This is a genomic window from Nocardiopsis sp. NPDC058789, from assembly GCF_042745575.1.
GTDB classification, from domain to species: domain Bacteria; phylum Actinomycetota; class Actinomycetes; order Streptosporangiales; family Streptosporangiaceae; genus Nocardiopsis; species Nocardiopsis eucommiae.
Window position 1 is genome coordinate 214,196 of record NZ_JBHYOW010000002.1, and the last position, 18,269, is coordinate 232,464.

The 18,269-nt window shown below is 72.1% G+C and carries 4 protein-coding genes; 3 read left to right on the top strand and 1 reads right to left on the bottom strand.

Features of this window, described 5'->3' with window-relative positions:
* Position 1 precedes the first annotated feature (1 nt).
* From ACFW3L_RS03135 to ACFW3L_RS03145, 3 genes are all read left to right on the top strand, one after another.
* The gene (locus ACFW3L_RS03135) at positions 2 to 11,905 is read left to right on the top strand and encodes a hypothetical protein (RefSeq protein WP_378735755.1); all 11,904 of its coding nucleotides are present in this window, start codon (positions 2 to 4) and stop codon (positions 11,903 to 11,905) included.
* A 91-nt stretch (positions 11,906 to 11,996) separates the two neighbouring features.
* Positions 11,997 to 13,616, top strand: coding sequence for a hypothetical protein (locus tag ACFW3L_RS03140; RefSeq protein ID WP_378735757.1), 1,620 nt, complete (start codon positions 11,997 to 11,999; stop codon positions 13,614 to 13,616).
* A gap of 95 nt (positions 13,617 to 13,711) precedes the next feature.
* On the top strand, positions 13,712 to 16,999 hold the full coding sequence (locus ACFW3L_RS03145) for a right-handed parallel beta-helix repeat-containing protein (protein ID WP_378735759.1): 3,288 nt from the start codon (positions 13,712 to 13,714) through the stop codon (positions 16,997 to 16,999).
* Between the two features lie 113 nt (positions 17,000 to 17,112).
* Here ACFW3L_RS03145 and ACFW3L_RS03150 read toward each other — a convergent pair whose 3' ends face one another.
* Entirely contained in the window at positions 17,113 to 18,162 is a 1,050-nt protein-coding gene (locus ACFW3L_RS03150; protein WP_378735761.1) for a methyltransferase, read from the bottom strand.
* Positions 18,163 to 18,269: the final 107 nt, after the last annotated feature.

Here is an 18,269-nt window from a genome sequence, read left to right on the forward strand (position 1 = left end):
CATGGGAATGGAACTGCCCGCCGAACTCCGCAACCTGTTCTCGGTCCTGACCGGTTCGGAGTGGCCCACCGCCGACGAGACACGGCTGTGGGAGCTCGCCCAGGTCTACGGCACCACCGCCGACCAGCTGGAGGTCGAGCTCCCGCAGCTCGTCATCCGGATCAAGAACAAGGTGCGGGAGAACTTCGACGCCACGGCGGCGGACTTCTTCGACCAGTCGGTGGACGAGTTCACGGCGGGGCAGAACAACTACCTCGGAGAGGGCACGAAGGTCGCCCGGGGTCTCCAGGAGTACGTCCACAACGCGGGCACGCAGGTGCAGTACGCGAAGTGGATGATCATCGGCCAGCTCGTCCAGCTGGCCCTGGAGATCGCCTGGGCGATCGCCATGGCGCCGTACACCTTCGGCGCCTCCCTCGCCAAGATCCCGATCTTCCAGGCGATCGCCCGCACCGTCATCGGGCGGGTCATGTTCCGGCTGCTCTCCACGCTGCTCCAGCAGATGGCGATCAGCCAGTTCTTCGCGCTCACCCTCGACGCGCTGATCCAGCGCATCCAGATCGACCAGGGCAACCGCGACGGGTGGGACCACAAGCTCACCGAGGACGCGGCCAAGGGCGCCATGCTGGACGGTCTGTTCGGCACCGCCGCCGTCTTCGGCGGCAGCGCACTGTCCGGCCAGTTCAACAAGCTGCTCGGCAACACCACCGGGCCCTCCATCACCAAGCATCTCGACGACAACTTCCCGACGGGCGGCCCCGGTGGCGGCCCCGGCGGCCTGCCCGAGGGCATCGGCAGTGTGATGGGCCGCAACAGCGACGAGCTGCTGCGCCCCTACGGCATGGACAACCGGCCCGGGTGGAACCGTCCGATCGACGGCGAACGCTTCCGCACCGACATGGGAGACCAGTTCGCCAACTCCCTCGGCGGGTCGATGGGCAAGGACCAGGCCCGGGAGTTCGGTAACGCGTACGCCGACGCGTTCACCCGGAACTGGGGCAGGAACGGGCTCGACGACGCGCTGAACGACGTGGTGAGCAAGTACGGGCGGGGCCTGGACCCCAACATGCGTGACTTCCTGACCACGGGCGTGCCCGCCAGTGTGCGCGACGGCCTCTCCGACGTGGGGACGCACTGGAAGAACTTCCTGGCGCAGCTCGGTGGCCAGGGCATCGCCAACGCGGCGCAGGGGATGCTCAGCGAGGGCTTCTTCAACCTGCTGTTCAGCGACGAGAAGAGCTTCTCCATCACCTGGCTGTCCGGTGTCTCGGGCCTCGTCTCCGGAGCGGTCCAGCAGAGCCTCACCCAGGGCGGGCTGCTGCTCATCGACCACCTGAGGAACGCGGGTCTGCCCGAGGGTGTCCCGCCGCCCACCCCGACGCCGAGCCCGACCGACGACGGCCTCAACGACCACCGCGGCGGCGACGGTTCCCCGGACGGGAACGAGAACGTCAGCACGTCCGACTCCGGGTCCTCCTCGAACGGACCCGGCTCGAACAACTCCTCCTCGGAAGGGGCGGGCGGGGGATCGCGCGACGGGCGGGGCGACGGCTCGCAGAACTCGACCCCGCCTCCTCCGCCGCCGCCCCAGCGGGTGTCCACCGAGTCGTCGGACACGAACGACCAGGACAACACGGGCTCCGCCACACCCGAGCCGCCGTCGAACGAGAACAACGGCTCGAACGAGGGGCCCGCCACCGAGGACTCCCCGGGGCGGGGATCCGACCGCCCCGTCGACAACGCTGACGAGAACACGGGTGGCGACGACTCCGACCACCTGAACCGCGGTGGCCAGGAGAACTCGAACTCGGAGGGCGGTGGGCCGGGCGACGCACCGGTCGTCGGCGGTCAGGAGCGGGACACCGGCGGACAGGACCGTTCCCCCGAACAGACCGGTGACGGCGAGGGTGCGGGGGCCGCGGACGGCCCCGAGACGCCGAACGGGGACCAGGGAGGGCCCGAGAACACACCTGCGGAGGGGTCCCAGAACCAGGAGACCCCTGCCCCGACCCCGAATCCTCCGGTCCAGGAGCCTCCCGTGTCGGAGACCCCTGCCCCGACCCCGGCTCCTCCCGTCCAGGAGACGCCGACGCCGACGCCGACGCCGACTCCTCCGGTCCAGGAGACCCCTGCTCAGGAGACCCCTGTCCAGGAGACCCCTGCCCCGACCCCGAACCCTCCGGTCCAGGAGACGCCTGCCCCGAATCCGAATCCGGCCCCTCCCGTCCAGGAAACGCCTGTCCAGGAGACGCCCGTCCAGGAGTCCCCTGCCTCGACCCCGGCTCCTCCGGTCCAGGAGACGCCGAATCCGACCCCGGCTCCTCCGGTCCAGGAAACTCCCGTGTCGGAGACCCCCGTCCAGGAGACCCCGACCCCGAACCCTCCGGTCCAGGACGCGTCGGGTGACGGCGAGGTCGGTGGCGGCGGTCCCGCGCGGGAGAACGGCGGGGACACCGCCCCGGTTCGGGAGACGCCGAACCAGGAGCAGCCCGCCCAGGATTCCCCGAACCCGAACCCTCCCGTCCAGGAGCGGCCGGTCGAGGACACGTCGGGTGACGGCGTGGTCAGGGACACGGACGGCCCGGTGCGTGAGAACGGCGCCGAGGACACGCCCGTCCAGGAGTCTCCCGTCCAGGAGCAGCCCGCCGGTGACGGTGTGGTGCGGGAGTCGGGTGGTTCCGAGGACGCGAACGGCCCTGAGGGCACGCCGGTCCGGGAGACGCCCGAGCAGAACGTGCCGGTTCAGGAGTCCCCGAACCAGGACGCACCGGTTCGGGAGACCCCGAACCAGGAGGAGTCCAACACCGGCCGACCGGATCCGACGACCGACGACCAGGGCGGCCGGTCCACCGACCAGGACAGCCCGGCTCAGGGGTCCCAGGACGCCACCGACGGCAACGGCCAGACCTCGACCGGGCCGTCCCCGAACGCGGGCGGACAGGGTTCGAGCGACGGCAACGCGAATACCCACCGTCCGAACGGATCCGGGCGCGACGGCGGTCCCGAGACGGTCACGGACCACGAGTCCGGATCGGACGACACCCGTACTTCCCAGGACGACACCGGCGCCGACGTCCGGCCCCTTGGGGACCGGCCCTCCGGCGAGTCGGACTCCGACGCGACCGTCCAGCAGAACGGTGACCAGCAGGGACGACAGAACGACGACGATTCCCAGGGCTCCACGCGTGACGAGGACGGTTCCGGGGCGCCCGTCCGCCAGGACGACGGCTCGAACGAGTCGACCGCGCGTCCCGACGGCACGCCCGTGCCCGTTGTCATGGCCCCGCCGCTCCACCCCGGCGCGCAGGGTGGCCAGGAGTCCACGGGGGACGGGCGCCGTCAGCCCCCGCCCGGCAACCAGACCAACACCCCACCGGTGTCCCGCCCGCGTCCCGACCCCGACGCCCCGGCCCCCGTCTCCGACCGGATGCGCCCGCCCGCTGACTGGCAGAACATCCGGGACAGCATCGAACCCACGCGTGTGGGGGGCAACCGCGACCGCTCCGGCGTCGACACCGACGGTGTCGAGATCCTGCACGGATCCAGCAAGGACAACCCGATCACCTCGATCGCGGATCGCGGCTTCGACGTGCGTCGCATTCCGCTGCCGGACCCCGGCCCCGACGGGCCGACGCACGTCACCGAACTGACGGTCCGGATCAACTTCGACACCGGACCCGACGTCAGTCAGTCGGACGCGAACACGGCCCAGCAGGTCTTCCTGGACCGGTTGAACGACGTCGTCAACGAGCGCTACCGTCTGCCCGGCAGCGGTGACCAGCTCCACGTCCGTGTGGAACCGGTCGGTCCCGACGGTCGACCGCACTCCAACGTGTCCTGGGTCCGCGACAACCCGGACCTGCCCGGGCGCAGCGACACCGCCAACTGGCGCATGGACGACGGCCCCGACGTCTGGCTGCACGAGCTCCTGCACCGGATCGGTCTCAACGACGAGTCCCAGGACCGTTCCCAGGACGGGTCCGGTCGCCCCCGCGCCGTGCTCCGCGACTCGCCGAACTCGAGCGCGGTCCACGAGGTCGGCGGATACATGGACTCGCCCGGCGGGCGCGACAACCGGCCTCCGCAGATCCTCAACCACTACCTGGACCAGATCGAGACCCAGGCGAACGAGGCCTCCCGCTACGACCCGCCCGCCCGGGTGGGCGACCTTCCCGACTCCGTGCACCGGGACCTGTCCCAGGTGCTCGACCCCGACGGGAACCGGAACCACTCCGACAACGTGGCCCTGTTCGGCGCCGCCTACGACAGCCGTGTGCGCGGTCGCGGTGACGACCAGGTACGCGCCGACCTCCCGCCCCGGCTGCGGGAGGACTTCGACCAGACGGTCCGGGAGTGGACCTCGGACGGGCGTTGGGACCAGGCCCTCGACACCGCGCGCGACGCGGGCATGGACGCGCCGCTCTCACAGATGCCGAGCGGTCCCACTCCGGTGACCACGCAGGGCGGAGACCACCGGGCCGCCTCACCCCTCTTCAACCCTTTCAAGTCCAAGAGCGGCGGAAGTAGCAGCAACAACGGGGGCGGCGGCCGCAACAGCCGTAACAACGGAGGCAGCAGCAGGGACAACGGAGGCAGCAGCAGGGACGACGGGGGCAGCGGCGGCCGGAACCGCAGGAGGCCCGAGAGCCATCCGATGCGGGACCTCGGGGAGCAGCGTGACCGCGAAGGCGACGGGAGCCGTAGGCGTCGTCGCACCAGAGTCACCGACGACGGGGGCGAGGGTTCCTCCCGGACCCCGCGCGGGACCAACTCGACCACCACGGGCGAGACGCCCCCGCCTCAGGTCCAGGACGGGACCGTGGCGCCGACCGACACGCAGCAGCAGGTCGACGGTGAGACCACGCGGCAGGACCCCCCGCAGATCGTCGTCACGCCCGACCTCACGCCACCGGACCCGCCGCCCGTGACCAGGCCCGTCACGCAGGAGACCGCCGAGGTGCTCGACGTCCTCGCGGACATCGGGCCCAACGCCGACCACGGCGGCTACTCCGGCATGCGGATGAACCCCGACGCTGACGTCGACGGTCTGCGGGACCGGCTGTTCGACCAGATCCGGCGGCAGGGCGTGGAGCCGGACGGTCCGGCGCTCACCGAGGCCATCGAGCGCATCAGCGGAGGGCGGACCACCCCCGGGGAGACGATCGACGTCCCCGTGCACGATCCCCGTCGGGACGGGGACGGCGACGACCGGAACACGCCGCCCCCGCGAGGGAACGTACAACTGTCGGTGGACCGCACGTGGCGCGACATCACGGACTCGCCCGACCGTCGCGTCGACGCCGGGAACGCGACCGAGAACCGGGCCAAGACCGTGGGCAGCGGTGCCCAGCAGAGCCGCAAGAGCGTCAACCCGGCGTTTCCCGCGGCCGTGATCGGTGAGATCGGGGGCACGGCCGCGCTCATCACCCCGCGTCTGAAGGCGTCGTTCGCGGTCCGTCAGCGCGGCACCGAGTACCAGACGAGTACTGAGCGCCGCCACAAGCGCAAGGTCGACGTGGACGGGGACAATCCCGCCCGCTTCACCGGCGACCTCGTGGTCAACGCGGTCCTGGACATCGCGCCACCGCCACAGCGACCCTCTCCGCCCCCCGGCGAGGCGGCCTCTGGCGACCAGCGGCGACCCTCGGTCCAGCAGCCACCGGGACAGGACACCGCTGGTCAGCAGCAACCCGCCGTTCCGCCGGTCCGGGTCGAGTTCTCCGACCGGTTGAACGACGCGTTCGACCTGGTCCTGCCGGGTCACCTGCGTGACAACGGCGGGGGGACCACGACGGACCACCGGCCCGCCCCGCAGGAGTTCCGCACCGACGACCCCGCTTCCCGTGTCGACGGCGGAGACGGGACGCCGATCCGCGCCCCCCGGTTCGCACAGACGCTGGGCCTGATCGACGGTACGTTGCCCCCGGATTTCCCCGTCAGCCCGCGGACTCTGCTGGACAACCTGCCCCGGGCGGACAACGGGGAGGTTCTGCGCTTCGCCTACTCGGACCCGAAGGGCAGGACCCAGATCCTGGAGATCAGCGGTGGCCCGGTCAACTACGTGAAGGTCGGACCGGACCTGAAGGACTCGTCCTTCACGGACACCGGCAAGTCCTCCGGCAACGCGACGTTCGGCGCGGCACGCACCGACAAGCAGGAGGTCCGGGCGGGTGCCGGGTTCCTCGGCGGCATCCTCCCCGGGGAGTCCGTGGTCCTTCGCGCCGGACCCGAGGTGGTCGTCGGGGCCAAGGGCACGCAGAAGCACACGCGCAGCACCGAGTACGGCAGTGAGCGCGTGTTCGGGCCCGGCGCCAAGGGCGACTCCGCCTTCTACCAGGTGGAGCGCACCTACCGTGTGACGACAACCGAGCCGCAGCCCGCACCACCCGCCGCCGAGAACACGACGAACACGGACGACACCGGGGCGAGCACCGAGGGCAACGGCGGAGAACGCGGTGACCGTTCGTCCCAGCCGCAGCCCCAGCCGCTGGTACGTCCGGGAACCCTGGACCTGACCACCCTCGACCAGGTGTCCACCGACGACGCCCGCACCCTGGCGGGCGGTGGTGACAACCGGGCCGCCGCGACCCCTCCGGCTGCGCCCAGTGTTCCCGGCCTCACGGCGGACGGCGTGCGGCACCTGGGCGAGGCGGCACCGGTGCGCGCCGAGTGGAACGACGGCCGTCTGCGGGACGGCAACGGCGACTCGCCGATGACCGTCGCGGCCAGGCGGCTCCACGAACAGGTGTTCGCCCTGCACCCCGAACTCGTCAACGACCCCTCCGGGGCTCCGGGAGCCAGAAGGGGCTTCTGGGGGAGTCTGTGGCGGGGCCCGGACCTGCGCGCAGAGAACACCCTGGAGATCTACGATCAGGTCGGCAGGGCGGTCTCGGGGGCCGACGCCCTGACGACCAGCGGTGTCGACATCGTCCTCCGCACCGGTGGGTTGCGCAACGCACTCACGCCCGCCCCCGGCCCCCTGCGTGACTTCGTCAGCGCGATCCCCGGGTTGTCGTCGGTACGCACCGACGACCGGGACGGCTCGGACTTCCTCACGGTCCACCTGAGCGGGGAACTCAGCGCCCCCCGTTTCGAGGGCTCCCGCAGCGGCGGCTCCCTGAGTTCCGGACTCGGCGCGTCGACCGCGCAAGGATCAGGCAAGCAGAACTCCATCGCCTACGGCGGGGAGATCACCGCCGCCTTCCAGGCGCGGTTCGGGATCACGGCGGGTGGCCTGCCCAAGGGCGTGCTCGAACTCGGTGGTGGATACACCTACGAGCACGAGACGGCGAAACCGTTCTCCGGCAACCGCAAGGGGGGTGTCGAGGCGTCCTCCAAATCCGAGGGTGACCTGGACTCCTGGTCCTACGAGCTGCGCCTCGACGCGTCGATCGGCAGCAACACCCCCGTGCGGCTCGACGTCACACCGCAGGGCGCGGGCCCCGACGCGGGGGGCCCACGGGTCGTGTTGGAGGGACCCAGGACCACGCCCGTCCCGGGGGAAGTCGACCGCCCCGGACCGAACACGGACCGCTCGGCTGACGCGAGGGCGGCCCGCGACGCCGCCCGCCAGGCACTGGCCGATGCCCAGGAGGCACGGCGGGCGGTGGACCTCGCCGAGACGGAGCGGAACCGGGTCCAGGCTCTGGCGAACGCCCTCGTCGACCGTCAGGAAGCGTTGACCGAGGCTGAGACGAACCTGGAGACCGCGGAGAAGAAGGCTGAAGGGGACCAGAAGGACTTCCAGAAGAAGGACGAAGCGGCCACCAAGGCCGAGAACCAGGCCGGAGCGGACCGACGGCAGGCCGTCCAGGACCGCCTGGACGCCGCCCGGATCCAACAGGAGGCGGCGGAGCGCCAGGCCGACGCGGTCCAGCAGTTGTGGGACTACGTCAGTGCGCTCCGGGAGGCGACCGGCGGTCCGGCGCGGGAGGAGGGACCCGGCAGCGGTCCCGATCTCACACCGCTGGTCGTTCCCGCCCCAGGGCAGACGGATCAGACCACCGCCAACGACCTGCTGAGCACGGCCGTCGACAACTGGAACAGGACCGTCGACGCCAAGGACGAGGCGGTGGAAGCGGTCAGGGAGGCCGAGGCGGACCACCGGGAAGCCTCCCGGCCGAGCGCCGACGACGGTGCGGCCACCACCACGCCGCCGCGCTCGGAGACGCCGCCCGCGATGCGGGAGCAGCGCGACGACGCCCGGGATGCCCTGCGGGACGCCGAGCGTCTCGACGGTGACGCCAGCGCCCAGGACACCAGGGCCGACACCGCCGAGAGCAAGGCCGACGAGAGCGAGAAGACCGCCAACGATCTGCGGGGGAAGGCCGACGAGGCCCGTACCCGCGCGGACGAGTCGGCTCGACGCGCCGACGAGGCGAGGGACACGGTGGACACCGCTCGCGACGACCGCGACGCGTCGGTGAACGCCGTGCGGGACCTGCCCGGCAGGGAGGAGAGGCTCACCCAGGCGCTCGACAACGAGCGGCTCAGGCACGGTGACGCCGCCGCGGCACGAGGGCGCGGTGAGGACCACCGGTTCGCGCTGGAACGTGACGCGCGTCTGCGCCCACCGAACCCGACGAACAACGTTCCCCCAGCGGCGCCGGTACAGGGGAACCAGGGGAACACCCAGACGCAGGGGAACCAGCAGAACCAGGGCGATCAACAGGCCCAGAACAACCAGAACAACCAGCAGGGCAACCAGAACAACCAGACCCAGAACAACCAGCAGACCCAGAACAACCGGGGCGGAGGCCCGCGTCCCCGGCCCGACCTCGATCTCGACAGCCTGCCGCACGCGCCCAAGCACTCCGAGTCGCCGGGCCTTCTGGACAACCTCGTGGACTCCGTGAGATCCGCGCCCGGGTTCACGCCCGCCTCCCGGTCGGGAGAGGCCGTCATGGGCACCTGGCGCGTCCTCGGGTCGCCCCGGACCCTGGCCGCCCACGAGATGGACGTGCACGACGGAGGGCTCCCCCTCCAGGGCCAGTTCGAGGACGGTTGGCGCAGACGCGCCGACCTGTCCCTCAACGTGCACGCCGAACGGGAGTCGTTGCACATCTCGGGGGTGCAGCGCGACGGCGGGGTCGACCTCACCTTCAAGGCCGAGTCCGACCGGGTCGTCGGTACGAGCGAGAGTTCCTCCCACAACGTGACGGTCGGGCTCAAGGGGGAGGCGGCCCTCAACCAGGCCGACTCCAGGTACAACCGGCTACGGGGCGCCGTGGGCTTCACCCCGTTCGCCACCAAGCAGACGGAGACCCAGGGCGACTCGACCTCCTTCGGTGAGGAGAACAAGGTCTCCCTCCCCGGAAGCACCGTGGACGTCACGACCTTCGACCGCTTCGACGTGGACACGACGATCCGCACCCGTTGGAACCTCGGGGTCTCCCTGCCGTTCAGCAAGACCGTCGACGGGAACGGCAACGTCCTGAGGCGGGGGTCGGCCGCGGAGGGATTGGGTGATCGCAACCCGCCCCCCCAGCCCCAGCCCCAGACCCAGACCCAGGACCAGGACCACACCCAGAACCAGGAGGGGAACGACCGGAACCCCGAGCAGGACGGTCAGGTTCAGGAGGAGGTCACCCCCGCCCATCACACCGCGAACGGGCAGACCGACTCCCGTTTCCGTGTCCTCGACCTCGCCCAGAAGGGGGCCCTGCCGGGGACCGCCGGTCTGGACTCCGCGCTGGAGCGGTCCCGGTCGGTCCCGGACGACATCAGGGTCGTCCCCGGTCGGGAGGGGTCCGGTCACGCCCTCAACAACATCGACTCCGCCGCCGCTCTGGACAGCATCAACAGGGCGGTCCGGGACAACAGGCTCGAACTGACCGACCAGAGCCAACGGGACATCCGGGCGGCCCTGTCACCGAACAACACCCGGGGCCTCAACCTCAGGTACCAGACCGGGGGCCTGGCCCTGGAGGTCAGGTTCCGCAACGAGTTCATGGGGGAGCAGCGTCCCAGCAAGGGCGGGTGGATCCTGCTCAAGCTGGGCCCCGACGGCGGCCCCGTCTTCGGTCCGGTCGAGTCGGGGATGTCCTCGGAGCGTTCGGTCTCGCAGTCCACCGAACACAACGACTCCGAGGGCAAGCAGAAGAAGCACGGAGTGACCGCCACGCTGGACGGAGGGGTCAACCCGACCCAGTCCATCGGGACCGACAGCAGCGGGGACCCGACCTTCCCGAAGGACCGTTACCAGTCCTTCGCCCCGAACACGGGGACCGGCCTGGAGAGCGGGACCACCAAGACGCACCTGACCTCGGACACCGAGACGGAGTCGAGGTCCCGGACGGTCAAGGCACCAGGAGCCACCGGGAACACGCCGACGAGGTTCGACTTCACCGTGTCCGTGGAGGACGGGAAGGTGTTCTCCTCACACGCCGACGTGGGAAGCCGTACGGAGGTCTACCCTGCGGGAACCTTCCAGCCCACGCCCCCCGGCCAGCCGCCGGCGGCCGCCCCGCCTCCGGTGACCTCGCAGCCGGTCCCGCCCCCCGCGCCCGCGCCCGGGACCGAGCCCGGGACCGTCGACGTGCGGACCATCTCCGACGCCTGGTTCGGTGGACTCGGCCGCCCGCAGGTCAGCCTGCCGCCGGTCGAGGCGGTCGGGCGCGGCCCCATCGCCGACGCCGCGGTGATCGCCCAGGCGCGCGCCCTGGACTGGGAGCCCGCCACCGGAGACCGGAACGTCACCAACGCCGTGGACCACCTCAGTCAGGGGCGCCCCGGCCCGCGCGGGCCCATGCTCGGAGCCGCCGTGGACCAGCAGGTGCTGACCACGCTGTTCGGCTCCTCGTCCACGGGCGACGGCGCGACCCTCGTCGGGCTGGACAAACAGGGGCCCTTCGCCGTACCGGGCCTGGAGACCAAGCTGTTCACCCAGGTCGATCCCGGTGGCGCCAGCATCATAGGCTCGGTGAAGGACCTCTCGACGGGCGGCGAGAACCAGAACACACACCGGGACGAGGACTCCGTCGCCCACGCGGGCTCGACCGCGCTCACCAGCGGTTTGGACATGTCCGGCATCAAGGGCGTGGACCAGTCGGCCTCCGGCTTCGACGAGAGCGCCGCCCTCGTCGGCGGTGGCGCGAGCAACGCCGGTGCCAAGAGCTCGGCCGCGGGCGGCGGGAAGCAGTCGACCTCGGCCGTGCAGACCCACGCCGACGCCGCGGTCAAGGGGAACGGCTACCTGGTGCGCTTCCCCGTCGACGTCCTGGTCGTCGCCCAGGACACCAAGTCCGGCACCCCGCCGAGGGCGGAGAGCACGACCTCGACAGTCGACGTCTGGCTGAGCCTGGACCAGATTCGTCAGATCGCACCCGGCGTGAGTGCCGAATCCGTCGCGGCATGGGACACTGTCGCGGTGCGTCAGGGCGCCGCCGCCGACTCCGAGAAGGCGCTCGGCACCGCGCTCGACAACGAACTCGGTCTGCACCGGTCCGAGGCGGATCGGGGGCACGCCCGTCAGGCCACCGACCTGCTGGCCCTCGGGCCCGAGCTGAACCCGAGATCATGGTCGGCGGAGACCGCGGACAGCGTCCAGGCGATCCGTGACTACCTCGGTTCCGGGGCCGAGGACCGCGGCTGGAACCGTACGGTGGAGCAGACCGCCGAGCGGCACGGCGAGGCCCTGAACGGGCTGCGCGACCTCTGGAACACCGCTGGTACCCCCCAAGGTCTGTCAGAGGACACGGTGAGGGCGCTGAGTGATCTGGTGGAGCGCCGCGACGCGCTGCACGACGCCCTGCGCACCCACCGTTCGGCCCTGGACTCCTACTTCCAGGCCCTGAGGGAGGCCTTCCACCCCACCCCTCCGGCACCACCCCCCCAGCCCAACACCACAGGAGTCAACCCGTTGATGCAGGCGAACTTCATGAACGCCCTCAACCCGACCTCCTGACGGGCCCACAGACCACCCCCACCAGCGCCGCTTTTCGCGGCCGCCCCCGATACGCCGGAGGACCTCCGGTTTCCGAAAGGAAGAACGAAGGATGACCGACAACACCGAGGCACCGCGCGGTCCCCACCGCACGGGGCCCGTGCTGAGCTCGACGGGGGAGGTGCCCTCGGCCACGGCCAGGGACGCCATCGGGGCCCCGTCCGAGCGAGGCCCAGGCCAGACCGTCCCCAACCCCGCCCTCGCCCCCGTCCCCGCTCCGGCCGCGGCCTCCTCGACGGACACCGCCGCCGCGACCGAGGCCAAGGCCGACGGCACCGAGCGCGGACGCAACGCCCTGCTCGCCGCACTGGCGCTGCGCGGTGGCGCCTCCCGGACCACCGAGGGCACCGAGAAGGCCGAGGAACGCTATCGTCCGGGGCGTCCGACCCTCGCGGTCGCGGCCATCGCCGGTCTGATGCTCGTGGCGGCTCCGTTCGGCCTCTCCGCGGCCAAGGAGCACCAGACCGGGACACCGCTCCAGACCGACCTCGCCTCGGGCAGCTTCGCTGACCCGTCCAGTGCCGCCGCGTCCGCCTCCGCTTCGGGGACGGGCGTCCAGGGGTACGTCCCCGAGGTACAGCCGAACGCACCGGTCCTGCCCGGCGCGGACACCGGGGCCGACCCCGGGGCCGCCCCCGACCCCGCGACCGCGGGGGGCGGAGGCCCGGCGGGTGGAGGCCTGCCCGAGCGGCCCGTGGACCCCTCGTCCGGCGGTCCCGCCGGAGCTCCGGTCGCCGGAGCCACGGAGGACGACGACGAGGACGGCGGCGAGCGCGGCGGTGACGGCACGGGCGGCGACGGCACCGGCGGTGCCGGCGAGCCCCAGGGCGTGACCGTCGAGAAGGGGTCGCTGCTCGAAACCCTCCTGACCGAGCGCAACGGCAAGGACGACGACACCGAGGAGTCCGAGGAGCCCGCGTCCGGCAAGGGCAAGGGATCCGAGGAGGACACCGAGGACGACACCAAGGCCGACACCAAGGCGGACGAGGACGCTGACGGCTCCGAGGGCGACGCCCCCGACGGCGCGGTGTCCGAGTCGCTCAGCGCCCAGAGGTCCGAGCCGCTCAGCGACGTCAAGGAACAGCAGTCCGCGTCCGCTTCCGAGCCCCGGTCCGACGAGGAGGCGGTGCCCCAGACCCACCGGGAGCAGGAGCCCCAGGTCGACCCGGAGCCCGAGCCGGAGCCCGAGCCCTTCCGTGCGGTGGCCGGTCCCGGCTGCGACTCGGAGGGCGCCCGCTACCAGATCCACGGCGAGGGCGTCTGGCGCTCGGGGCCCGCGGGCTACGACGGTGCCGGATGCGACGACGGCTACGATGTCATGGCCGTGAGCGGCGACCCCGACGGCGGTGACACCTCCGCGGAGTGGACGTTCTGGCCCGGCGGCGCCGGTTCGACCTGCACGGTCAAGATCCTCGTGCAGAACGGCCCCGATCCGCTGTGGGCCAACGGCGTCCCGACCCACTACGAGCTGTTCGACGGCGAGAACGCCGGGGGTTCCTTCCGCGGCGGTTTCGAGGTCACCCAGCCCGACGACGGCCGCTACTGGGCCCTGACCGAGCTCCAGGACGTCGGGGACTCGTTCACCCTGCGCGCCCGCAACAGGGGTCCCATCGCCGAAGGCGGAGAGGCCCCGCAGCTCCCCCTGTCGGTGGTCGAGACCGAGTGCCGCTGACGGGAGAGTAGCCGCCGGTAACCCCCTTACCGGCGGAGTAGGACAAGCCCGCGGGCCTCACCGGCCCGCGGGCACAGAAAGGAAGACGACAGGCGATGAACCGTCACGTGCGCGCGGTCGACCCCTCCGGCGGAGCCGAGTTCCGCACCATCGGCGAAGCCCTCGCCGGCGCTGGTGACGGCGCCGTACTGTCACTGGCCCCCGGCCGCTACGACGAACAACTCGTGCTCTCGCGCGTGGTCACCCTGATGGCCGCCGAGGGCCCCGGAACCGTCGAGATCCTCTGCTCCACCGGCACGGCGGTCACCTCCGTGGCCGAGGCGGTCAAGCTCACCGGCCTCGTCCTGCGTGGTCGGGACTCCGAGGCCCCGGTGGTGGACGCCGCCGCCGGGCAGGTCGAACTGGCCGACTGCGAGGTCGAGGGGGCCGCCTGGGCGGCGGTGCTCGCCCGGGGCGAGGGGGCCCTGGCGCTCCGTGGCTGCACCGTGCGCTGTTCCGCCGGTGCGGGCATCGTCGTCACCTCCGCCCAGACCAGCGTCATCGAGGACTGCGTCATCGAGGACGTCGGCACCAGCGGTGTCGTCATCAACGACAAGGGCGCCCCCGAGGTGCGCCGGTGCACGATCCGCGACGCCGGAGCCAACGGCGTGTACGCCGCGGGCAGCGGCGCCGGTCACATCAGCGACTGCACCGTCTCGGGCACCACCAAGGCCGCCGTGGTGATCGACGAGCACGCCGCCACCGGCCTCAGCGACCTCCGGGTGCGGGGCGGCGCCGACGACGGCGTCGTGATCTCCACCCGATCCCCCGTGACCATCAGCGACCTCGTCGTCGAGCAGCCGACCGGCCGGGGCCTGGTCCTGCGCGCCGGGACCGACCCCCGCGTGGAGCGGGTCCGCGTCACCGGCAGCGGCGGTGTGGGCGTCCTGGCCGAGGACAAGGCCAAGGGCCACCTCCGCGACTGCGAGATCCGGGACGCCGGTGCGGAGGGGGTCAGTGTCACGGGCCGCTCCTCCACCGCGTTCAGCGGGCTGACCGTGCACGGCACGGAGGCCGCCGGAATCCACGTCACGGAGGACTCCACCGCCGAGTTCGACCGCGTCACCGTGGGCCGCACCGCGGGGCCCGGCGTCGAGATCCTCTCCGGGGCGGCTCCCTTCCTCCGCAACGGCACCGTCACCGGAGCCCGGAGCCACGGTGTGCGCTGGGAGGGCGGCGGCGGTCGCGTCGAGGACTTCGAGGTCACCCGCGCCCGGCGGACGGGCGTGTACGCGGCCGCCGGAGCCCGGGCCTCACTGAGCGGCGTGCGGGTCATCGGCGCCCGGGAGAACGGGCTCGCCGCCACCGGCGGTGCCGTGCTCGACCTCCGCGACAGCGAGGCCTCCGAGTGCGGCGGCGACGGCGTGGCCGTGCACTCCGAGGGCGAGATCATCGCGCTGCGCGTGCGCTCGCACGAGAACACCCGCAACGGTGTCCTGGTGGCCGCGGGCGCCCGCGCGGTCCTGCGCACCTGCGAACTGGTCGGCAACGGCGGCGACGGCGTGCTCGTCGGCAGCGGGAAGGACGTCGTCCTCGAGGGCTGCACCGTGCGCGGCAACGCCCGGGCGGGACTCCGCCAGACCGTCGCCGGAGACCAGGTCCAGGCCACCTCCCTGATCAGCGAGGACAACAGCGCCGAGGACAGCTACGGGCCCGACGCCGTCCCCGTCGACTCCAACCCGGGAACGTCCACCGAGGACGACGAGGAGGACGACGAGGAGCGGGGGCCGCTGGCCGAGCTCCAGGCGCTCATCGGCCTGGAGAGCGTCAAGGACGAGGTCACGACGCTCATCAACCGGAACAAGATGGCCCGGCACCGGGCCGAGATGGGCCTGCCGTCGCCTCCGGTCGCCCGGCACCTGGTCTTCGCGGGCCCTCCGGGCACCGGCAAGACGACCGTGGCCCGGCTCTACGGCCGGGTCCTGGCCGACCTCGACGTCCTGCGCTACGGGCACGTCGTCGAGGCCGCCCGCGCGGACCTGGTCGGCCAGTACGTCGGCGCCACCGCCATCAAGACCACCGAGGTGTTCGAGAAGGCGCGGGGCGGTGTCCTGTTCGTGGACGAGGCCTACACGCTCTCGTCCGAGGACAACGGCGGTTTCGGCCAGGAGGCCATCGACACCCTCGTCAAGCTGATGGAGGACCACCGCGACGAGGTGGTCGTGATCGTCGCCGGGTACGCGGCGGAGATGGAGGGCTTCCTCTCCTCGAACCCGGGCCTGGCCTCGCGCTTCGCGCGGACCGTCACCTTCCCCAACTACCAGGCCGAGGAACTGGTGAGCATCGTGGAGCGCCTCGGCGCCGTCCACCAGTACACCCTCGCCCCGGACCTGCGCCCGCTGCTGCTCCAGCACTTCGAGGCGCTGCCCAAGGGTCCGGCGTTCGGCAACGGACGTGAGGCCCGCAAGGTCTTCGAGGAGATGGTGGACCGCCAGGCGCACAGACTCGGGGAGGACCCGCCCGCCGACCCCTCCGAACTCACCGTGCTCACCGCCGACGACCTGGGGGCCGCCGCCGGGCAGACGGCCGGGCCCGGCGGGGACGACGTCGCTGGACTGCGCGCCCAGCTCGACGCGCTGACCGGTCTGTCCGAGGTCAAGTCCACCGTCAACGACCTGGTCAACGTGCTGGTCGCCGCCGAGCGGCGGCGCGCGATCGGGATGCCCGCGCCCACCCTCAGCCATCACCTGGTCTTCGCGGGTCCGCCCGGTACCGGTAAGACCACCGTCGCCCGGCTGTACGGCCAGCTGCTGCGGGCCCTGGGCGTGCTGCCCACCGGCCACACCGTGGAGGCGGCCCGGCAGGACCTGGTCGGGCGCTACATCGGCCACACCGCCCAGCTCACCCTGGAGACCTTCGAGAAGGCGCGCGGCGGGGTGCTGTTCATCGACGAGGCGTACACCCTCACCCCGTCCGGGGCGGCCAACGGCGACTTCGGTCAGGAGGCCGTGGACACCCTGGTCAAGCTGATGGAGGACCACCGCGACGAGGTGGTCGTGATCGTCGCCGGGTACAACGCGGAGATGCAGCGCTTCCTCGACTCCAACCCGGGTCTGGCCTCGCGCTTCTCCCACCACGTGCAGTTCGCGGACTACTCCGACGCCGAACTGGTCGCCATCGTGGAGCGCATGGCCTCCGACGGCGGGTTCACCGTCCCGGAGGAGACCGCCGCCGCGCTCGGAACGCACTTCGCCGGGGTGCCGCGCACGGAGTCCTTCGGCAACGCCCGCTACGCGCGCCAGGTCCTGGAGCGGATGATCACCCGTCAGGCGGGGCGCACCATCGCCCTCCCCGATCCCACCCGCGACGACCTGACCCTGCTCACCCCCGCCGACGTGCCCTGACATGGCACGCCGCCCTCCCGGCCGGTGCACGACCGGACCGGGGGGCGGCGTCCGCGCGGACCGGGACGTGTTACCGGACGCCCCCGCCCCGAGGCGGCGGAACCGCGCGTGCCCTAGGCGCGCACCAGTTCCACGACACTGGCCACGGCCCCCGGCACGACCCGCTCCAACCGGAGGCCGGAGCGCTCGGCCACCGCCGCGAACTCGGCCCGGGTCCGCTGCTTTCCGTCACAGTGGACCAGCATGCTCAGGTCCATGAACTTCGCGGTCCGCTCGGGCGCGGGGCCGTCCGGCACCAGCACCTCCGCGAGCAGGACCCGCCCGCCGGGCGCCATGGCCTCGCGGCAGTGGGTGAGGACCCGGACGGTGTCGTCGTCGTTCCAGTTGTGGACCACGCTGGCGAGCAGGTAGGCGTCACCACCCTCCGGCACGGCGTCGAGGAAGCTCCCGGACTCGACACGGCAGCGTTCCGCGACGCCCTCCCGCGTGAGTGCGGGATCGACGCGGGAGACCACCTCGGGCCGGTCGTAGAGCACGCCGCGCAGGTGCGGGTGGGCCGCCAGGACCAGGGACAGGAGCCGCCCCCTCCCGCCGCCGACGTCCACCAGGCACTCGGTGTCACCGAAGTCGTACCCGTGCACCAGTGAGCGCGTGAGCTGCGACGAGATGTCGGTCATCCCCTGGTCGAACACCGAGGCGGAGGCCGGGTTGCTCCGCATGTAGTCCCACACCGGGGTTCCGTGGACGGTCTCGAACACCGGGCCGCCCGTGCGCACCGCCTCGGCCAGGTGGGCCATCGTGGAGCGCTCGGCCGGGCTGCCCAGCCAGCGGGCGTAGCCGCGCATGGAGTCGGGGGAGTCCGAGCGCAGGGCGTGGCCGAGTTCGGTGAGCGCGTAGGTGCGCCCCGGTAGCTCCTCGACGAGGTCCAGGTCGGCGCAGGCGCGCAGCAGCCGGTGGAGGGCGTCGGGGTCGGCCTCGACCAGTTTCGCGATCTCGTCGACCGGAGTCGGGGCGGCGGACATCGCGTCGGCGACGCCGAGCTCGGCGGCGGCGCTGACCGCGGCCGCCACCCAGCTGTACGTGATCAGCTCGAAGAGTCGGACGGCGGAGCCGCTCAGCGGCTTCGGGCCATCGTGCGCCGGAGAGAGGGAAGGAGTGGACACAGGTGTCGGGGACCTTTCGACGACTGCCCTCGGCCGCTGGTCGGCCGGGTGATCCAACGGCCTCCGCAAGGCCAGTCGGCACGCTATATTACTCCGTGGATTTTACC